The sequence below is a fragment of the Providencia sp. PROV004 genome (assembly GCF_011045615.1).
In the GTDB taxonomy this organism is placed as follows: Bacteria; Pseudomonadota; Gammaproteobacteria; order Enterobacterales; family Enterobacteriaceae; genus Providencia; species Providencia rettgeri.
Genome location: NZ_CP042859.1, coordinates 751,519 through 769,188, shown reverse-complemented (window position 1 = coordinate 769,188; position 17,670 = coordinate 751,519). Strand labels below are relative to the sequence as shown.

At 39.8% G+C, this 17,670-nt stretch carries 14 protein-coding genes; 5 read left to right on the top strand and 9 right to left on the bottom strand.

The window, feature by feature from the left end:
* Window positions 1-169: 169 nt before the first annotated feature.
* Window positions 170-1,339, bottom strand: coding sequence for a Na+/H+ antiporter NhaA (gene nhaA, locus FVA69_RS03345; RefSeq protein ID WP_004914692.1), 1,170 nt, complete (start codon window positions 1,337-1,339; stop codon window positions 170-172).
* Window positions 1,340-1,730: 391 nt separating this feature from the next.
* Here nhaA and FVA69_RS03340 point away from each other — a divergent pair, with 391 nt between their 5' ends.
* Window positions 1,731-2,579: an EamA family transporter gene (locus tag FVA69_RS03340; RefSeq protein ID WP_164528421.1), complete on the top strand. Its 849-nt coding sequence runs from the start codon at window positions 1,731-1,733 to the stop codon at window positions 2,577-2,579.
* Window positions 2,580-2,699: 120 nt separating this feature from the next.
* Window positions 2,700-4,100: an amidohydrolase gene (locus tag FVA69_RS03335; protein ID WP_004914697.1), complete on the top strand. Its 1,401-nt coding sequence runs from the start codon at window positions 2,700-2,702 to the stop codon at window positions 4,098-4,100.
* Window positions 4,101-4,168: 68 nt separating this feature from the next.
* Here the strand turns inward: FVA69_RS03335 and dnaJ are convergent, their stop codons facing one another.
* Window positions 4,169-5,305, bottom strand: a complete 1,137-nt coding sequence (gene dnaJ / locus FVA69_RS03330) for a molecular chaperone DnaJ (protein ID WP_109911858.1) — start codon at window positions 5,303-5,305, stop codon at window positions 4,169-4,171.
* A gap of 110 nt (window positions 5,306-5,415) precedes the next feature.
* A complete protein-coding gene (gene dnaK, locus FVA69_RS03325) occupies window positions 5,416-7,332 on the bottom strand; it encodes a molecular chaperone DnaK (RefSeq protein ID WP_109911857.1) in 1,917 nt (638 codons plus the stop codon).
* Window positions 7,333-7,667: 335 nt separating this feature from the next.
* Between dnaK and satP the strand changes: the two genes are divergently transcribed.
* Window positions 7,668-8,234 carry an acetate uptake transporter gene (gene satP, locus FVA69_RS03320; protein WP_004905651.1) on the top strand — a complete coding sequence of 189 codons (567 nt, stop codon included), beginning with the start codon at window positions 7,668-7,670 and terminating at the stop codon, window positions 8,232-8,234.
* Between the two features lie 79 nt (window positions 8,235-8,313).
* Here satP and mog read toward each other — a convergent pair whose 3' ends face one another.
* Both mog and tal read right to left on the bottom strand, forming a co-directional pair.
* The gene (gene mog / locus FVA69_RS03315; RefSeq protein ID WP_164528420.1) at window positions 8,314-8,895 is read right to left on the bottom strand and encodes a molybdopterin adenylyltransferase; all 582 of its coding nucleotides are present in this window, start codon (window positions 8,893-8,895) and stop codon (window positions 8,314-8,316) included.
* A 191-nt stretch (window positions 8,896-9,086) separates the two neighbouring features.
* Window positions 9,087-10,040, bottom strand: a complete 954-nt coding sequence (tal, locus tag FVA69_RS03310) for a transaldolase (protein WP_004914703.1) — start codon at window positions 10,038-10,040, stop codon at window positions 9,087-9,089.
* A gap of 384 nt (window positions 10,041-10,424) precedes the next feature.
* On the opposite strand from tal, the gene yaaA reads away from it, so the two are divergent.
* Window positions 10,425-11,201, top strand: a complete 777-nt coding sequence (gene yaaA, locus FVA69_RS03305; protein WP_109911856.1) for a peroxide stress protein YaaA — start codon at window positions 10,425-10,427, stop codon at window positions 11,199-11,201.
* 191 nt (window positions 11,202-11,392) lie between these two features.
* A complete protein-coding gene (locus FVA69_RS03300; RefSeq protein WP_004914707.1) occupies window positions 11,393-12,382 on the top strand; it encodes an aldo/keto reductase in 990 nt (329 codons plus the stop codon).
* Window positions 12,383-12,433: 51 nt separating this feature from the next.
* On the opposite strand, the gene FVA69_RS03295 is transcribed toward FVA69_RS03300, so the two are convergent.
* From FVA69_RS03295 to FVA69_RS03280, 4 genes are read right to left on the bottom strand one after another with little or no spacing between them, the layout of a single operon-like run.
* Window positions 12,434-12,856 (bottom strand): DUF411 domain-containing protein, encoded by a 423-nt coding sequence (locus FVA69_RS03295; protein ID WP_164528419.1) that lies wholly within the window; start codon window positions 12,854-12,856, stop codon window positions 12,434-12,436.
* Between the two features lie 41 nt (window positions 12,857-12,897).
* Window positions 12,898-16,035 carry an efflux RND transporter permease subunit gene (locus FVA69_RS03290; protein ID WP_110731401.1) on the bottom strand — a complete coding sequence of 1,046 codons (3,138 nt, stop codon included), beginning with the start codon at window positions 16,033-16,035 and terminating at the stop codon, window positions 12,898-12,900.
* Between the two features lie 3 nt (window positions 16,036-16,038).
* Window positions 16,039-17,307, bottom strand: coding sequence for an efflux RND transporter periplasmic adaptor subunit (locus tag FVA69_RS03285; RefSeq protein ID WP_110731402.1), 1,269 nt, complete (start codon window positions 17,305-17,307; stop codon window positions 16,039-16,041).
* Between the two features lie 17 nt (window positions 17,308-17,324).
* Window positions 17,325-17,666: a copper-binding protein gene (locus FVA69_RS03280; RefSeq protein ID WP_226537944.1), complete on the bottom strand. Its 342-nt coding sequence runs from the start codon at window positions 17,664-17,666 to the stop codon at window positions 17,325-17,327.
* Window positions 17,667-17,670: the final 4 nt, after the last annotated feature.

Here is a 17,670-nt window from a genome sequence, read left to right as displayed (position 1 = left end):
CTAGAAAAACCACTATTGACCATACACATTTACCCGCAGCTCATATTTCTCAGAGCCTTTAAAATGAATACCGTAGTGTATTTATAAACACACTACGGTATATCATAGATTATTAGTTCGGAAATTCTTACTAATAATTTGCAAAATTAAATATTGAGCTGGTACTAAGTTAGTCTTTTTGTTTCGGTAACACGACTCTTAACATAAAGTAACCTAAAAATGCAGCTAACGTAGAACCAAGCAAAATACCTAGACGTGAATAGGTACTATACACCTCATCAAGCCCATCAAATGCGAGGCCGGTTATAAAAATAGACATAGTAAAACCGATCCCACACAATACAGAAACGGCAAAAACCTGTTTTAAGTTAATCGACTCAGGCAACTTTGCAAACCCAAGTTTTACCGAAACCCAACTAAATAGAAAAATTCCGATAGGCTTACCAAAAATTAGCCCTGCAGCGACACCTAATGGCAGTGGGCTTAATAAACCTTCTAATGTTACACCTTGAAGCTGTACACCCGAATTAGCAAACGCAAAAATAGGTAGAATTAAGTAAACAACCCATGGGTGTAAGACGTGTTCCAATTCTTCTGAAGGCTTGGTCTGGTTAGTACCATGTAAAGGAATCAAGAAGCCAACAATGACCCCTGCTAGTGTGGCATGAACCCCAGATTTCAAAATACACACCCATAATATTAACCCAATAACTAAGTAAGCCGCTGTATTCTCTACTCTACGCCAATTCATCATACAGAGAATGGCGATGCACAATGCTGAAAGCCCCAATGCAACCAAAGAAACAGAACTTGTGTAGAAAAAAGCAATAATTACGATAACACCAAGGTCATCAATAATAGCCAATGCTAATAAGAATACCTTAAGTTCTGTTGGAACCCGCTTACCTAATAAAGCCATCACCCCCAAAGCAAACGCAATATCTGTCGCTGCAGGTATCGCCCAACCTTGCTGAGTAACTGCATCTCCCCCATTAAATAACAGGTAAATTAGTGCAGGGGCAATCATTCCCCCTAATGCTGCAATTGCTGGAAATATCGCTTTATCACGCCCGGCAAGAGATCCCTCTAATAATTCACGTTTTACTTCAAGGCCGACCACCAAAAAGAAAATCGCCATTAAGAAGTCATTAATCCATAATATCAGAGGTTTATCTAAACCAAACTCTGATATTTTAATTGATACAGGAATATCTAAAAATTGCTGATAAGCCCCTTGTAATGGCGAATTAGCCATCATTAAAGCGACTATGGCAGCAATAATCAGGAGTAAGCCCCCTGCTGCTTCTAACCTTAGAAATTTACGAATAATTGCTGTCATATAGTTAACCCCAATATATTTTTGAATGTTAATACTATGCTAATCATCAATTCGCAAAAAGTCGTTTATTCATCAGAAATAAATCGGAATTATCGAGTAATTTAAGTTAAGCATCACAGAGAATGATAAAGAAACGTTAATTTTACTATAGACAACTTTTATAAAAACAAATAACAAATTTTGTTAAAAATGGACTTTATAATTTCAATTTCTTATTACAGTATCCAACCTACATTTTTCAACCACCACAGAATAATTATATATCTTCTTTTCTCGATACCTTTCGTGAAGATTTTAAATGTGGGAAACTGCTTGCAAGATATTTGCAAAGCGCTTCGCAAATAAAATGCGATTAGATTGCCAATAAAAAACTCAAGATTACAATTTACTAATGACAACTCACGTACTATTTGCCGTGCTTTTTGCTGCTTTTTGCCATGCAAGCTGGAACGCCATTGTTAAATTTGGCAATGACCGCTTTTTCGGTCTAGTCATGATTTCTGTTTTTTCTGGCATCTTAACGCTACCAGCAATATTCTGGTTAGGCCTACCATCACCAGAAGCTATCCATTGGTTAGCTTTATCGGTATTATTTCATATTGGCTATACCTATTTTTTAAGCCAGGCTTATACACATGGTGATTTAAGCCAGATATACCCCATATCACGTGGGTCTGCGCCATTAATGACTGCACTACTCGGCGCTTTGCTATTTAGTGAGCTAATTCCATTAATGGGCCTTATTGGTGTTTTATTTATCATTAGTGGCGTAGTGCTCATTGCCTTTGCAGGAAAAAATTTCACCTTAAATATCAAAGGAAAAGCACTGGCTTTTGCCATATCAACTGCCTTTTTTACTGCCTGTTATACCTTATCTGATGGCTATGGTGCTAGAGCAAGTGAAGACCCTGTAGTGTATACACTTTGGTTATTTCTATTGAATGGGATTGTGTTAGCTGTACCTGGCTTTATCAAATATCGTGGTACCCTAATTGTTGGAATTCAACAATACTGGCGCTCTGGGTTACTAGGTGGGTTAATGCAACTGATTAGCTATGGTATTGCCATATGGGCGATGAGCCAAGCACCCATTGTCATGGTCGCTGCAATTAGAGAAACTAGTGTACTATTCGCTATGTTCCTATCTATTGCTTTTCTTAAAGAGAAATTCAACGTCATGCGAGTCGTTGCCTGTGTTGTTATTGTTTTTGGTGTTTTATTAGCAAAATTAAGTCATTAATAAAATTATTATTATTTAAATGTTCGGTTACCAAGCAATCAATTTTGTTTTATTAAAAATAGTATTATTTTTTTTATTTACCTATAGTTTTTATATTTTCTCACCAGATATGAGGCCAAAATGTCGCTTTTAAAATCTTTACTGGCTATTTCCATTATTAGTGCTTCTTTTTCTAGCTTTGCTGCTACACCCGCTGACATCATAATTGTAGATGGCACCATCTTAACTATGGATGCTCAAAAACAGGTTATTGACCATGGTACGGTTGTCATCAAAGGCAATAAAATTATTGCCGTTGGTGGCCCTGAGCTTACTCAACATTATCAAGCACCTAATGTACTGAATGTTGATGGTGATATTGTCATGCCAGGTCTAATTAACACGCATACACATGCATCTATGACCGTATTTCGTTCTTTAGCCGATGATGTACCAGACCGTTTACACCGTTATATTTTCCCATTAGAAAATAAAATGGTCTCCCGTGAAATGGTACGAGTTGGGGCAAACCTTGCTAATGTTGAAATGATTAAAGGGGGTGTCACAACATACGTTGATATGTATTATTTTGAAGATGAAGTGGCTAAAACCGTTGATAAAATTGGCTTAAGAGCTGTCCTTGGTGAATCTGTTATTCAATTTCCTGTCGCTGATGCAAAAAATGCAGATGAAGGCATCAATTATGCCGTAAACTTTATTAATCAATACAAAGATCACCCACGTATCACTCCTGCTTTTGCTCCCCATGCCCCTTATACCAACACAACAGAGCATTTACAAAAAATAGCAAAATTATCTCAAGAACTTGATGTTCCCGTGATGATCCATCTAGCGGAAACAGATCGTGAGCAAGAAGAAATCGCCAAACGCACTGGTGGCAAAAGCCCGGTACAATATATGGCAGACATAGGTGCACTGAACAATAAAGTAATAGCTGCCCATGCCATTATGGTTGATGAAAAAGATATAGATTTGCTCAAACAATATGATGTCGGTGTTGCACATAATATCAGTGCGAATACTAAGTCCGCTAAGGGTGTTGCCCCTGTGACAACCATGCTTGAAAAAGGGATCCGTGTTGGCTTGGGAACTGATGGACCAATGTCGAGTAATACGTTGACGACGTTAAATGAATTGAATTTAGTGGGTAAGATTCACAAACTAGCAAATAAAGATAGAGCAGCGATGCCACCAATCACTGTTGTTGATATGGCAACAATGGGCTCTGCTCGTGTATTACACATGGAAGATAAACTGGGCTCTCTCGAACCAGGGAAATTAGCTGATATTATTGTTATTGATACTAAATCACCTAATATGGTTCCTATGTATAGCCCATATGCTGCGCTGGTATATGGGGCTAATGGAGCCAATGTTCGTCATACCATAGTTGATGGCAACGTATTGATGAAAGACCGTAAAATACTGACTGCGGATGAAAATTCAATCATCAAAGAAGCTCAAGATTTTGCCAATAAAGTCCGAGAAACTGTGGTTGCTAGCGGTGAAGTTGTAAAATAAGATAAAAAAAATGGCTGACTTGGCAATATGCTCAGTCAGCCATTCTAACTTTACCAACTATTAACTAATTATTTATTAGTTAAATCATCAAAGAATTTCTTCACACCATCTAAAAAGCTTTTAGAGCGCGGGCTGTTCTTCTCACCGCTCTTTCCACCTAATGATTCACCAAATTCTTTGAGTAACTCTTTTTGTTTCTCATTGAGTTTAACAGGGGTTTCAACAACGATGTGGCACATTAAATCACCTTGCAGGCCACCACGTACCGATTTCACACCTTTTCCTTTCATACGGAAAATTTTACCGGTTTGAGTTTCTGCTGGGATTTTCAGTTTTACACGCCCATCAAGGGTTGGCACTTCAATTTCGCCACCCAGTGCTGCATCAGCAAAGTTAATCGGCACCTCACAGTGCAGGTTATTACCATCACGCTCAAAAATATTATGAGGCAATACATGAACCTGAACAAATAAGTCTCCTGCTGGTGCTCCGTTTTCTCCGGCTTCACCTTCCCCTGACAAACGAACACGGTCACCCGTATCTACGCCAGCTGGAATTTTAACTGACAGTGTTTTATATCTTTCAACACGGCCATGACCATGACATTTGTTGCATGGATCTTTGATAACTTTACCGCGACCATGGCAAGTTGGACAAGGCTGCTGTACAGAGAAAAAGCCTTGGCGCATATGGACTTGGCCCATACCGTGACAGGTTGAGCACGTATCCGCACTGGTTCCCGGTTTCGCACCATTACCATGACAAACGTCACAGGTTTCTAAGGTCGGAATACGGATTTCTTTGGTCACTCCACGGACAGCCTCTTCAAGAGTCAGTTCCATGTTGTACTGTAGGTCAGAACCACGGCTTGGGCGCTGCTGTCTGCGGCCACCTCCAAAAATATCACCGAAGACGTCACCAAAGATATCACTAAAGTCAGCGCCACCACCAAAGCCGCCGCCTCCGCCCATTCCGCCTTGCTCAAACGCTGCATGACCATATTGGTCATAAGCGGCGCGTTTTTGCTCGTCAGAAAGAACTTCGTAAGCTTCTTTAATTTCTTTAAATTTACCTTCTGATTCTTTATCCCCCTGATTACGGTCGGGGTGATGCTTCATCGCTAAGCGCTTATAAGCTCGCTTAATATCTTTATCTGAAGCATTTCTTTCGAGGCCTAGCACCTCATAAAAATCTCTTTTCGCCATTCTATTTACCCTTAACATGCGGAACGGGCGTAGAGTTCCCTCGACGCCCGTATCCGGTATCAGTAACCATTAACTAGCATTTGCTACAGCTACTGCGCCCGCTAAGGGCATTATTTTTTATCTTTGTCGTTAACTTCTTCGAATTCAGCATCAACAACGTCATCATCTTTCTTCGCTTCTGCGCCAGCAGCACCACCCGCTTGCGCTTGAGCTTGTTGCTGTGCGATTTCCAGAAGTTTTGCAGATGCAGTGACTAAAGCTTGGATTTTCGCTTCAATATCCGCTTTATCTTCACCTTTTGCTGCCGCTTCTAATTCAGAAGTTGCTTTTTCAATATTCGCTTTATCTTCAGCTGGTAATTTATCACCGGCTTCTTCAATTTGTTTACGAGTACCGTGAACTAATTGGTCAGCTTGGTTACGAACCTGAACTAACTCTTCAAATTTACGGTCAGCTTCAGCGTTTGCTTCTGCGTCACGTACCATTTTTTCGATTTCCTCGTCATTCAGACCTGAAGAAGCCTTAATGGTGATGTTTTGCTCACGTCCGCTATTTTTATCTTTCGCAGAAACATGCAAGATACCATCAGCATCGATATCAAAAGTCACTTCAATTTGTGGCATACCGCGTGGGGCAGGTTGAATACCATCTAAGTTAAACTGACCCAGTGATTTGTTGTCACTTGCACGTTTACGCTCACCTTGCAGAACATGGATAGTTACCGCTGCTTGGTTATCTTCCGCTGTTGAGAATACTTGGCTATGTTTCGTTGGGATAGTGGTGTTCTTCGAGATTAACGAAGTCATCACACCACCCATGGTTTCGATACCTAAAGACAGAGGAGTTACGTCAAGTAACAGAACGTCTTTAACATCACCCGCTAAAACACCACCTTGTACTGCCGCACCCATTGCAACTGCTTCGTCAGGGTTCACGTCTTTACGTGGTTCTTTACCAAAGAAATCAGCAACAACTTTTTGAACCATTGGCATACGTGTTTGGCCACCAACTAAAATAACGTCGTTGATTTCGCTCACGCTTAAGCCCGCGTCTTGCAGAGCAACTTTAACTGGCTCCATAGAACGCTTAACTAAATCTTCTACCAGTGACTCTAATTTCGCACGAGTCACTTTAATATTCATATGTTTAGGACCTGTTGCATCCGCTGTAATGTACGGCAGGTTAACGTCTGTTTGTTGTGCAGAAGACAGCTCAATTTTTGCTTTTTCTGCAGCTTCTTTCAGACGTTGCATCGCTAACGGGTCGTTACGTAGGTCAACACCTTGTTCTTTCTTAAACTCTTCAACTAAGTAGTTGATTAAACGAGTATCGAAGTCTTCACCACCTAAGTGAGTATCACCATTGGTTGCCAAAACTTCATAGGTTTTTTCGCCATCAACTTCATCAATTTCGATGATTGATAAGTCAAATGTACCACCACCTAAGTCATAAACCGCAATAGTACGGTTACCCACTTCTCTATCTAAACCATATGCTAATGCCGCAGCTGTTGGTTCGTTAATGATACGTTTTACTTCTAAACCAGCGATACGACCAGCATCTTTAGTCGCTTGACGCTGAGCATCGTTAAAGTAAGCAGGTACAGTAATAACTGCTTCTGTTACAGGCTCACCTAAATAGTCTTCAGCTGTTTTCTTCATTTTTTTCAGAACTTCAGCTGAAACTTGTGGCGGAGCCATTTTTTGGCCTTTCACATCTAACCAAGCATCGCCGTTATCAGCCGAAATGATTTTATATGGCATGATAGAAACGTCGCGCTGAACTTCTTCGTCTTGGAAACGACGACCAATCAAACGTTTGATTGCAAATAAAGTATTTTCTGGGTTAGTCACAGCCTGACGTTTTGCTGGCTGACCTACTAAAATTTCACCATCTTGAGTGTACGCAATGATGGAAGGAGTCGTTCTATCACCTTCGCTGTTCTCCAGAACACGAGCTGTAGTACCATCCATAATTGCAACGCATGAGTTAGTTGTACCCAAGTCGATACCAATGATTTTACCCATCTAAAACGCCTCCAAAGGAATTCTTTTCACTATGATTTCGATATCAATCTATATGAGGCTCAATATTTCATTTTCAAGGGAGTTTTCACTCTGAGCCTAAATTATTTTTCAATACGCAATAATTTGGATTGATATCAGTTGATGCTTTTAAGATGGGGTCACAAATTCATTCATCAAGGGGGAGAATCAAAAAAATTTGCATTTATTGCAAAAAAACCTGTCTTGTGATCATGGTTTAAACAATCAAAACTGCGTATGATGCGCCGCCGCTGTCACTTTGGCAAAACTTTCTGTTTTTTATCTATTTGAATTTTATATATTTTACCAGAGGTTATATGCAGTCTAGCTCTCTTGCAAATCCAGGCCCACTTGGTTTACTAGGCTTTGGTATGACAACCATCCTGCTAAACATTCATAACGCAGGTTTTTTCCCTCTTTCATCCGTTATTTTAAGTATGGGCATTTTTTATGGTGGTATTGCTCAATTTATTGCGGGCCTGATTGAATACAAAAAAGGCAATACATTCGGTGCAACCGCATTTACTTCTTACGGGATGTTTTGGATTGCATTAGTTGGTCTATTATTTTTACCTTCAATGGGATTAGCTGAAGCAACTTCACCTGAGTTTTTAGGTGTTTTCCTCGCTATTTGGGGAATTTTTACCTTTTTTATGTTCTTGGGAACATTCAAAGCTAATTTTGTTTTGCAATTTGTCTTTGGTAGCTTAACTGTATTATTCGCTTTATTAGCGATTGGTAATATTACGGGAAATGCGGCATTACTAAAATTTGCAGGTTTTGAAGGAATTATCTGTGGTGCTAGCGCATTTTATTTAGCGGTTGCGGAAATCTTAAATGAGCAATATGGCAAAACTGTATTACCGATTGGTCAACGTGGTTAAGTTTGACTAACGTATGTGATTTTATGCATTAAATATTATTAATCAGGTGAGTCAATGCTCACCTGATTATATTGAAATACTACTCAGAATGAATTGCTGATTTAGGTCTAAATGCCTTCACAACCGTAGGGTCTGTTTCCACATATGGGCCATCAAGCAATTGAATACAATAAGGAACACTGGCGAAAATACCAGAAACGACTACATTCCCTTCTTTGTCCTTTAAGCCTTCCAGAGTTTCCGCAATTGCTTTAGGCTGCCCTGGTAAATTTAAAATCAGAGCCTGATTGCGTATTACTCCAACTTGGCGTGATAATATCGCAGTAGGCACGAACTTTAGGCTAATTTGGCGCATTTGTTCGCCAAACCCCGGCATCTCACGGTCTGCAATCGCGAGGGTTGCGTCAGGTGTAACATCGCGACGAGCGGGGCCTGTGCCCCCGGTAGTTAGGACTAAATGGCAAGCAAACTCATCCACCAGCTCACATAATGTTTGCTCTATCATGATTTGCTCATCAGGGATCAGGCGAGTTTCGATGCGAAAAGGTGTTGTCAGCGTTTTTGCTAACCACTCTTCTAGTGCAGGAATACCTTTGTCTTCATAAATACCGCTCGAAGCACGATCAGAAACAGAAACCAGACCTATGCGCAATTCATCCATACAAACCTCAAAGAAATTATTCAATCAAAAACTGTTCACTTAAGAATAAACAGGAGCGATATCATATCATGATGAACGACTGCATACAGTGTCGAGGTGTTTTTATCTTCAAATTGAGAACTAACTCAATGAAAAATGGATATAAAAAAACCCAACCAACCGGCTGGGTTTTAAAGAAAAAACGAAATAAATTACAGTAAATCTGCAATCATTTTTTCCAGTTTCTCTTGGTCTACTGCAAACTTACGAATACCATCAGACAGTTTATCAACCGCCATTGGATCTTGATTGTGCTGCCAGTAGAACTCTGCTTCCGTCAACTTAGCGCCTGGCTCTTGAGTTTTACCTGAATCTGTCAGTTTACGTACTAATTCACCTTGTGATTCTGACAGCTCTTTCAATAATCCTGGAGAGATAGTTAAGCGGTCACAACCGGCTAATTCAATGATTTCACCCACATTACGGAAGCTTGCGCCCATTACCACAGTTTTATAACCGTGAGCTTTGTAGTAGTTGTAGATTTCAGTAACAGAAACCACACCTGGATCTTCATGTGGCGCGAATTCTTTCTTATCTGTATTCGCTTTGTACCAGTCAAGAATACGACCCACAAATGGAGAGATCAGGTATACACCCGCTTCCGCACAAGCACGTGCTTGAGCAAAAGAGAATAATAAAGTCAGGTTACAGTTAATGCCTTCTTTTTCCAGTTTCTCTGCAGCACGGATACCCTGCCAAGTCGAAGCCAGTTTAATCAGAATACGGTCATTACTGATGCCTGCATCGTTGTACATTTTGATTAAGTGACGCGCTTTAGCAATACAAGCTTCTTCATCATAAGAAAGGCGCGCATCAACTTCAGTAGAAATACGACCCGGAACTAATTTCAGAATTTCCAGACCGATATTAACAGCCAGCTTGTCACAAGCATCAACAATTTGTTGCTCGCGATTATTGCTTTGCTTACGTGCCCATTCTACCGCTTCATCAATTAATTTACGGTACTCAGGAATTTGTGCAGCATTTAAGATCAGCGATGGATTTGTGGTCGCGTCTTGTGGCTTGTAAAGCTTCATTGCTTCGATGTCGCCAGTATCAGCAACAACAGTTGTCAGACTACGTAATGAGGTTAGTTTATCGGTCATTTCTTTAATCTCGTTGTTATACCCGTCATATTCCAAGTTGTAGCGGTGTTGGCTACCTACAATTCTTGCGACTCTTGTGGTGTAGGCTAACAAACTGCAACTTGAATTACTTTGCGTATTATAAAGGAATTGTGGCTATCGCCGCACCGTCTACAGATAATATCATGCATCCATATTGCTGCAAGCAAGTAAATCTAGTCAAAAGCAACTATTTGATTGGCAATCGATTTCGCTAGCCAATTAGAAACTGAATCCTTTTAGCAAGTTATATCGTGCTGTTATTGTAATAAAGAATAATATTGGTTTGGCTTATCGTATCAATTAGCCAATTAGGCAGAATTTTTGCTAAAGTAAGTAGTATCATTCTTTATTAAGGGTCAAGTCATGCTTATTACAATTTCACCTGCAAAAACATTAGACTACGAAAGCCCACTTGCAACACAGCAATTTACTCAGCCTGAGTTACTCTCTGAGTCTCAAAAATTAATTAATGTCTGTCGTAAGTTAACCCCCGCGGATATCGCCAGTTTAATGAAAATTAGTGACAAACTTGCAGGGCTCAATGCCGCTCGTTTTGCAGAATGGCATGCGGACTTTACCCCAGAAAATGCACGCCAAGCGATCCTCGCCTTCAAAGGTGATGTATATACGGGTATGCAAGCAGAAACGTTTTCTCAAAACGATTTTGAGTTTGCTCAATCCCATTTACGTATATTATCAGGCCTTTATGGTGTTTTAAGACCGCTAGATTTAATGCAGCCTTATCGCTTAGAAATGGGAATTCGTTTAAAAAATACCCGTGGAAAAGATTTATATGAGTTTTGGGGAGACATTATCACCAAGCAATTAAATCATGCATTAGCCGAGCAAAAAGACCCAATATTAGTCAATCTTGCCTCAGATGAATATTTCAAATCAGTGAATACAAAAAAACTGGATGGCCAAATTATCAAGCCTATTTTCTTGGATGAAAAAAATGGTAAATATAAAGTTATCAGTTTTTATGCAAAAAAAGCTCGAGGTTTAATGAGCCGTTTTATTATCCAAAATAAATTAACGAAAACAGACCAACTGGCTGATTTTAATTTAGAAGGCTATCAGTTCGATGAAAGCCAATCTAAAGGTAACGAGTTGATATTTACTCGCCCAGAGCAAGCTTAATGCACAAAACGTGGGGACTGGCGCACAGCAGATACCCACGTATTTCAAAATACTTCATTCTTTTTTCGGGCTCAATCACAATTTACTCATAAACCTTCTTGCTAAGCACGAATTAGCATTGATTCCTCAGCCTACTTTTTAGCTTTATGACAGTATAAATTGAGTTTTACCCACTATTTTGGAGGTGAAGTATGCCTTATGTCGCATCATCAAAACGCTATACTGAAATGGAATATCGTTTATGTGGCCGTAGCGGATTACGCTTACCACTGATTTCATTAGGGTTATGGCACAACTTTGGCGATAACAAACCCTTTGATAATTGCCAAGCCATGCTTCGCCACGCTTTTGACCTTGGGATCACCCATTTCGATCTTGCGAATAATTATGGGCCACCGCCAGGATCTGCCGAAAGTACATTTGGCAGGATCATGCAACAGGATTTTCTGCCTTATCGTGATGAAATGATCATTTCATCGAAAGCCGGTTTCACTATGTGGGATGGCCCTTATGGCGACTGGGGAAGTAAAAAATATTTGGTTGCAAGCCTAAATCAAAGTTTGAAACGCATGGGTTTAGATTATGTAGATATCTTTTATCATCATCGACCTGACCCCAATACTCCATTAGAAGAAACTATGGGAGCACTAGATCTCATTGTTCGCCAAGGAAAAGCTCTGTATGTGGGAATTTCTAATTACCCAACAAATTTAGCTAAAGAAGCCATTAATATTCTCAATGAATTAGGAACCCCTTGCCTGATTCACCAACCTAGATATTCCATGCTAGAACGCACTCCTGAAGAAGATTTACTTGATTTACTGGAAGAAGAAGGTGTCGGCTCTATCGCATACTCTCCGTTAGCAGGTGGAATTTTAACCGATCGCTATCTTAATGGTATTCCTGCGGATTCACGCGCTGCGGGTAATCCTTCTTTACCGCCAGAAAGACTCACATCCAACGTTTTATCAAAGGTTAAACAGCTGAACGAGCTGGCGGTAAAAAGAGGACAGAAGCTAAACCAAATGGCCTTAGCATGGTTACTGAGACATGATAGGATCACTTCAGTGCTCATCGGAGCAAGCCGTATCAGCCAAATTGATGATGCGATGGGGATCCTAAAAAATCGTAATTTTACGCAAGAAGAGCTCAAAGCTATCGAATTAATATTAGAAAGCTAATGAAATACACAAGTTGCAGGAAATCCTGCAACTTACTGAAATACAGCTTAATTAACGATATTCCCCATTTGCTTTAAACTGCACCACAGAATAAGGCTGAGTATGGCCATCTGGCTGCTCCATACCTAGGCTACCAATTGGCATGCCCGGAACAGAAATTCCCACCACATCTGCCGGTAAAGCATCAATCGCATCAAGGCTACTCACAGGAACATGCCCAACAATCACTTTGCCTTTGTATTTCGCTATGTGGCAGCTGCGTAAGTTATAAGGGACCTTCAATTCATCATTGAGTTGATTTAATTCATCATAACTAATTTCGTTCACTTCAACGTTATATCCCGCTTTTTTAACCCCTTCTCCCCACAATTCACAGCAACCGCAATTTGCATCTTTATACAATTGCACGCTCTGGCTTTGAGAAAATGCCGAAAATGACAGTAATAACATTCCACTCAACATTAATTTTTTCATTTTTAATTTACCTTCAAAATAGTCATGGTGAATATTCATCATTATTTATTATGACGTAACTGGCAGATTAATTTATAAGCTGCAGGAATAATAAATAGGGATAATAACGGTGCGGTGATCATGCCGCCAATCATCGGCGCCGCAATACGGCTCATCACTTCCGAACCAACGCCTGTTCCAAGTAATATGGGTAATAAGCCCGCTAAAATTACAGCAACCGTCATGGCTTTAGGACGAACTCGTAAAACAGCGCCTTCATATAATGCACGGTCTAAATCTTGATCTGATAAGCTGCTTATTCCTTGCTGTTTTTCTTTATCTTCGATTGCATGGCGTAAATAAATCAACATTACCACACCAAATTCAGCGGCTACACCTGCTAATGCAATAAATCCAGTTCCTGTCGCAACCGATAAATTAAAGTTCATCCAGTAAAGGAACCAAATAGCCCCAACCAAAGCAAAAGGTAAGCTTAATAAAATCAGCAAAGCTTCACTAAATCGTCTGAATGCTAAATAAAGCAAGACAAAAATAATCATGATGGTAGCGGGAACCATTAACATTAACTTTTGATTAGCCCTTTCAAGTAATTCGAATTGCCCCGTAAAGGAATAGCTAAGACCCGGCTTCATTTGGATGTTATCTTTTATTGCTGCATCAATATCTTTAATAACAGAGACCATATCGCGATCGCGCGCATCAATATAAATCCAACTAGTCGGTCTTGCATTCTCAGTTTTCAACATTGGAGCGCCCATATTCACGAATACATCCGCAACATCACTAAGCACAATTTGCTGTTTACTCGGCGTTAAAATTGGCAACAATTTCATCGCAGATACACTATTTCGGTAATCTTGAGGATATCTTATGCTAATTGGATAACGCTCAATCCCTTCAACCGTTTCCCCAACCATTTCCCCGCCAGTCGCCATTGAAATATAAACTTGTACGTCACTGATGCTCATACCAAAACGAGCTGCTTTTTCTCTATCAATTTTGACATCAATATAGCGCCCACCAACCAATCGCTCGGCTAAAACAGAAACAACTCCAGGCACCGATTTGGTGACTTTTTCAATTTCTTGGGCTAATGCATCAATTTCTTCGAGATCTCTGCCGGATACTTTGATACCTATAGGGCTTTTGACTCCCGTAGATAACATATCAATACGATTGCGAATAGGAGGAACCCATAAGTTCGCAACTCCAGGTAAACGCACCGTTTCATCAAGCTCATCAATAATTTTTTCGAGAGTCATACCTTCTCGCCACTGTGTTTGCGGCTTCAAACGTATCGTTGTTTCAATCATTTCCATCGGGGCTGAATCCGTAGCTGTTTCAGCTTTACCGACTTTTCCAAATACCGTATCCACCTCAGGAATAGTTTTGATTAACTTATCTGTATTTTGTAGTAAAAATGCTGCTTGTGCAGGAGAAACCCCCGGTAACGTTGAGGGCATATAAAGTAAGTCACCTTCATTAATCGCAGGAAGAAATTCACCACCTAAATGTTTTAATGGCCATATCACGGTAAATAAAGATAAGAAACCAATTAACAAAGTTGTTTTTGGCCATGCCAATACCTTAGTTAAAATAGGGCTGTAGAGTGAAATCAACCAACGATTCAGTGGGTTTTTATTTTCATTTGGAATATTACCGCGGATCCAATACCCCATTAGAATTGGAATAACAATTAATGCTAACGCTGCAGCCCCCGCCATGGCATAGGTTTTTGTAAATGCGAGTGGACCGAATAAACGGCCTTCTTGCCCTTCTAACGTAAAGATAGGAATAAAAGACAATGTGATAATTAATAAGCTGATAAATAATGCGGGTCCAACCTCAACAGCCGAGTCCGTAATAACTTTCCAACGCTGGGCATTATCAATGACTTTACCTTCATTTTCATGCTGCCACTTTTCTAATTTTTTATGTGCATTTTCTATCATAACAATGGCAGCATCCACCATGGCTCCGATCGCAATTGCAATACCCCCTAATGACATAATATTTGCATTTATTCCTTGGTAGCGCATGACGATAAAGGCAATAAATAATCCAAGAGGCAAGGAAATAATAGCCACGAGAGCAGAACGGAAATGCCATAAAAAAACAGCACACACTAATGCGACAACAATAAATTCTTCCAGTAATTTATAACTTAAATTATCAATCGCGTTATCAATAAGAATACTTCTATCATAAGTCGTGATAATTTCGATGCCTTCCGGCAAGCTAGCACTTAAATCTTCAAGCTTCTGTTTTACATCATGAATCACATTACGTGCATTTTCACCTGAACGAAGCAAGATAATACCACCCACGACCTCGCCTTCTCCATTTAGCTCTGCAACCCCACGGCGCATTTCGGGCCCTTCCTGTATTCGAGCCACATCTTGTAAGTAAATGGGGACGCCATTTTCCGAGGTTTTTAGGTAGATTTTATTAAAGTCATCAATAGATTGAAGGTAGCCACTTGCTCTAACCATATATTCAGCTTCAGCAATTTCAATCGATGACCCACCCGCTTCTTGGTTAGCCATTTCAACTGCCTGTTTTATTTCAGGTAATGTCACTGAAAATTGGCTAAGTTTGAGTGGGTCAACTAAGATTTGGTAAGATTTAACCACACCGCCAACGGTTGCAACTTCTGAAACATTTGGCAACGCCTTCAATTCATATTTCAAAAACCAATCTTGTAATGAACGCAGTTCCGCTAAATTATGCTTTCCCGTTTTATCCACTAAAGCATATTCAAAAACCCAACCAACACCTGTCGCATCAGGTCCAATGGATGCCACTGCACCTTTAGGTAATTGGTTTTGGACTTGGTTTAAATATTCTAAAACTCGTGAACGAGCCCAGTATAAATCTGTATTATCTTCAAAAATAACATAAACATATGAGTCGCCAAAGGCAGAAAAACCACGCACCGTTTTTGCTCCCGGCACAGATAACATTGTGGTTGTTATCGGGTATGTGACTTGGTTTTCGACCAATTGTGGCGCTTGCCCTGGGTAAGTGGTTTTGATGATCACTTGTACATCAGATAAGTCAGGTAATGCATCAACAGGAGTACTGCGAATGCTCCAAATACCCGCAATAACTAAAAATACGACCCCCATTAGCACTAAAAACCGGTTAGCAACTGAGCGTCTTATAATCCATTCCAACATACTCTACTCCTGAGATTTATGTGATGAATGATTAGATGACGCCGATGGTTCGGGAAGCGCTTCCATCTTGGCTAATGCCCCGGCAATATTCGCTTCAGAATCAATTAGGAAAATCCCCTGAGTCACTATATGCTCGCCCACTTGTAAGCCTTCAGATATTGCCGTCATTTGTTGGGATTCACTCAGCACTCGCACCCTTTTCGGAATAAATTCACCATTCTCACCAACAGCAATAACATGCTGTTTTTTCCCTGAATCCACAATGGCTTGTGATGGGATCAACAAACTTTCCTTACCTTCTGCAACTAGATTTAAATATGCAGTCATACCCGGTTTTAATAAATGGTTAGGATCCGCAATTTCTGTACGAATATTAATTGTACGACTTGCTTGATCTGCACTGGGTAATATCAACCAGTTTTTTACATTAAATAACTGCGAAGGGTAGGCAGGAATAGAAACTGTAAATTGTGTTTGTTGATTAAGTAATTCAGCAACTGACTGAGGAACAGATGCATTAATCCACAATGGATCTGTTCCTTGAATTTGTGCAATAACGACTTCTTTGGATACGTTCATCCCTAAGCGCAAATTAAGTGCAGTAATTACCCCAGAAATAGGGGCTTGAACGGTAAAACGTGTTTGCACTTTTCCTGTTTTAATAAACTGGGAAAGCGCACCTTCTGGCATACCATTTAAACGTAAACGCTCAATGACGCTATTAAGATCTTGTTGGCTCGCATTCATTTGTTTAAGTGCGAGATATTCGCTTTGTGCTTCAACCCATGCTGGGATCGTTAGCTCCGCAATAGGAACGCCTTTTTGGATCCTCTCACCGACTGTGAATGGATAAACTTTTTCAACAAAACCATTTTCTCGTGCTTGTACGATCGCAAATTGGTGATCATTAAACACAATTTCAGCTGGAAATGTTAAGTCATAGTTTAATTTTCCCCACTTTACATCCACCGTTTTAAGCCCTAAATTTTGTGTCTGTGTTGGGTTAATTGTTATTCCTTTGCTATCCGCTGAAGCCAAGTTTTCATCCGCATATTTAGGAACAAGGTCCATGTCCATAAATGGGGATTTTCCTGGTTGATCAAATTTAGTATTGGGATACATTGGGTCATACCAATACAATACGGTGCGTTCTTGTTTTTCAACTGATTGGCTATTATTTTCTACAACGAAAAAATAACGATAAAATAAAATTGAAATAACGCTCGATAAAATAATTACCAATAGCAATTTGGTCAGGTTAACTAATGACATAACATCTCTCTACCTATTTAGTTTATCTTTTCGATGGATTTCAACATTGAAAGATTACCTTGTTGTACAAAGGAAAATTTTAATTCATCATTTTCTTGTAAACCGTTGATCATATTTTCATTTTCATAAGTAAAACGCATAGTCATTGGTGGCCAGCCAATACTTTCAATTTCTTTATGGTTAATCGTTAATTTCTTGTTCTCTTTATCAATCGAAATGAGCTTTCCTTCCGTATTGATTGTCGGTTCTGCGACTTTTTCTGGATAAATAGAGTGGTTATGTTCAGCGCCGTTTGCATAGCCAGTTGCTGCTAACATCGCCATTGAAATTGCAAAAAATACCGTATTTAATTTTTTCATTGTT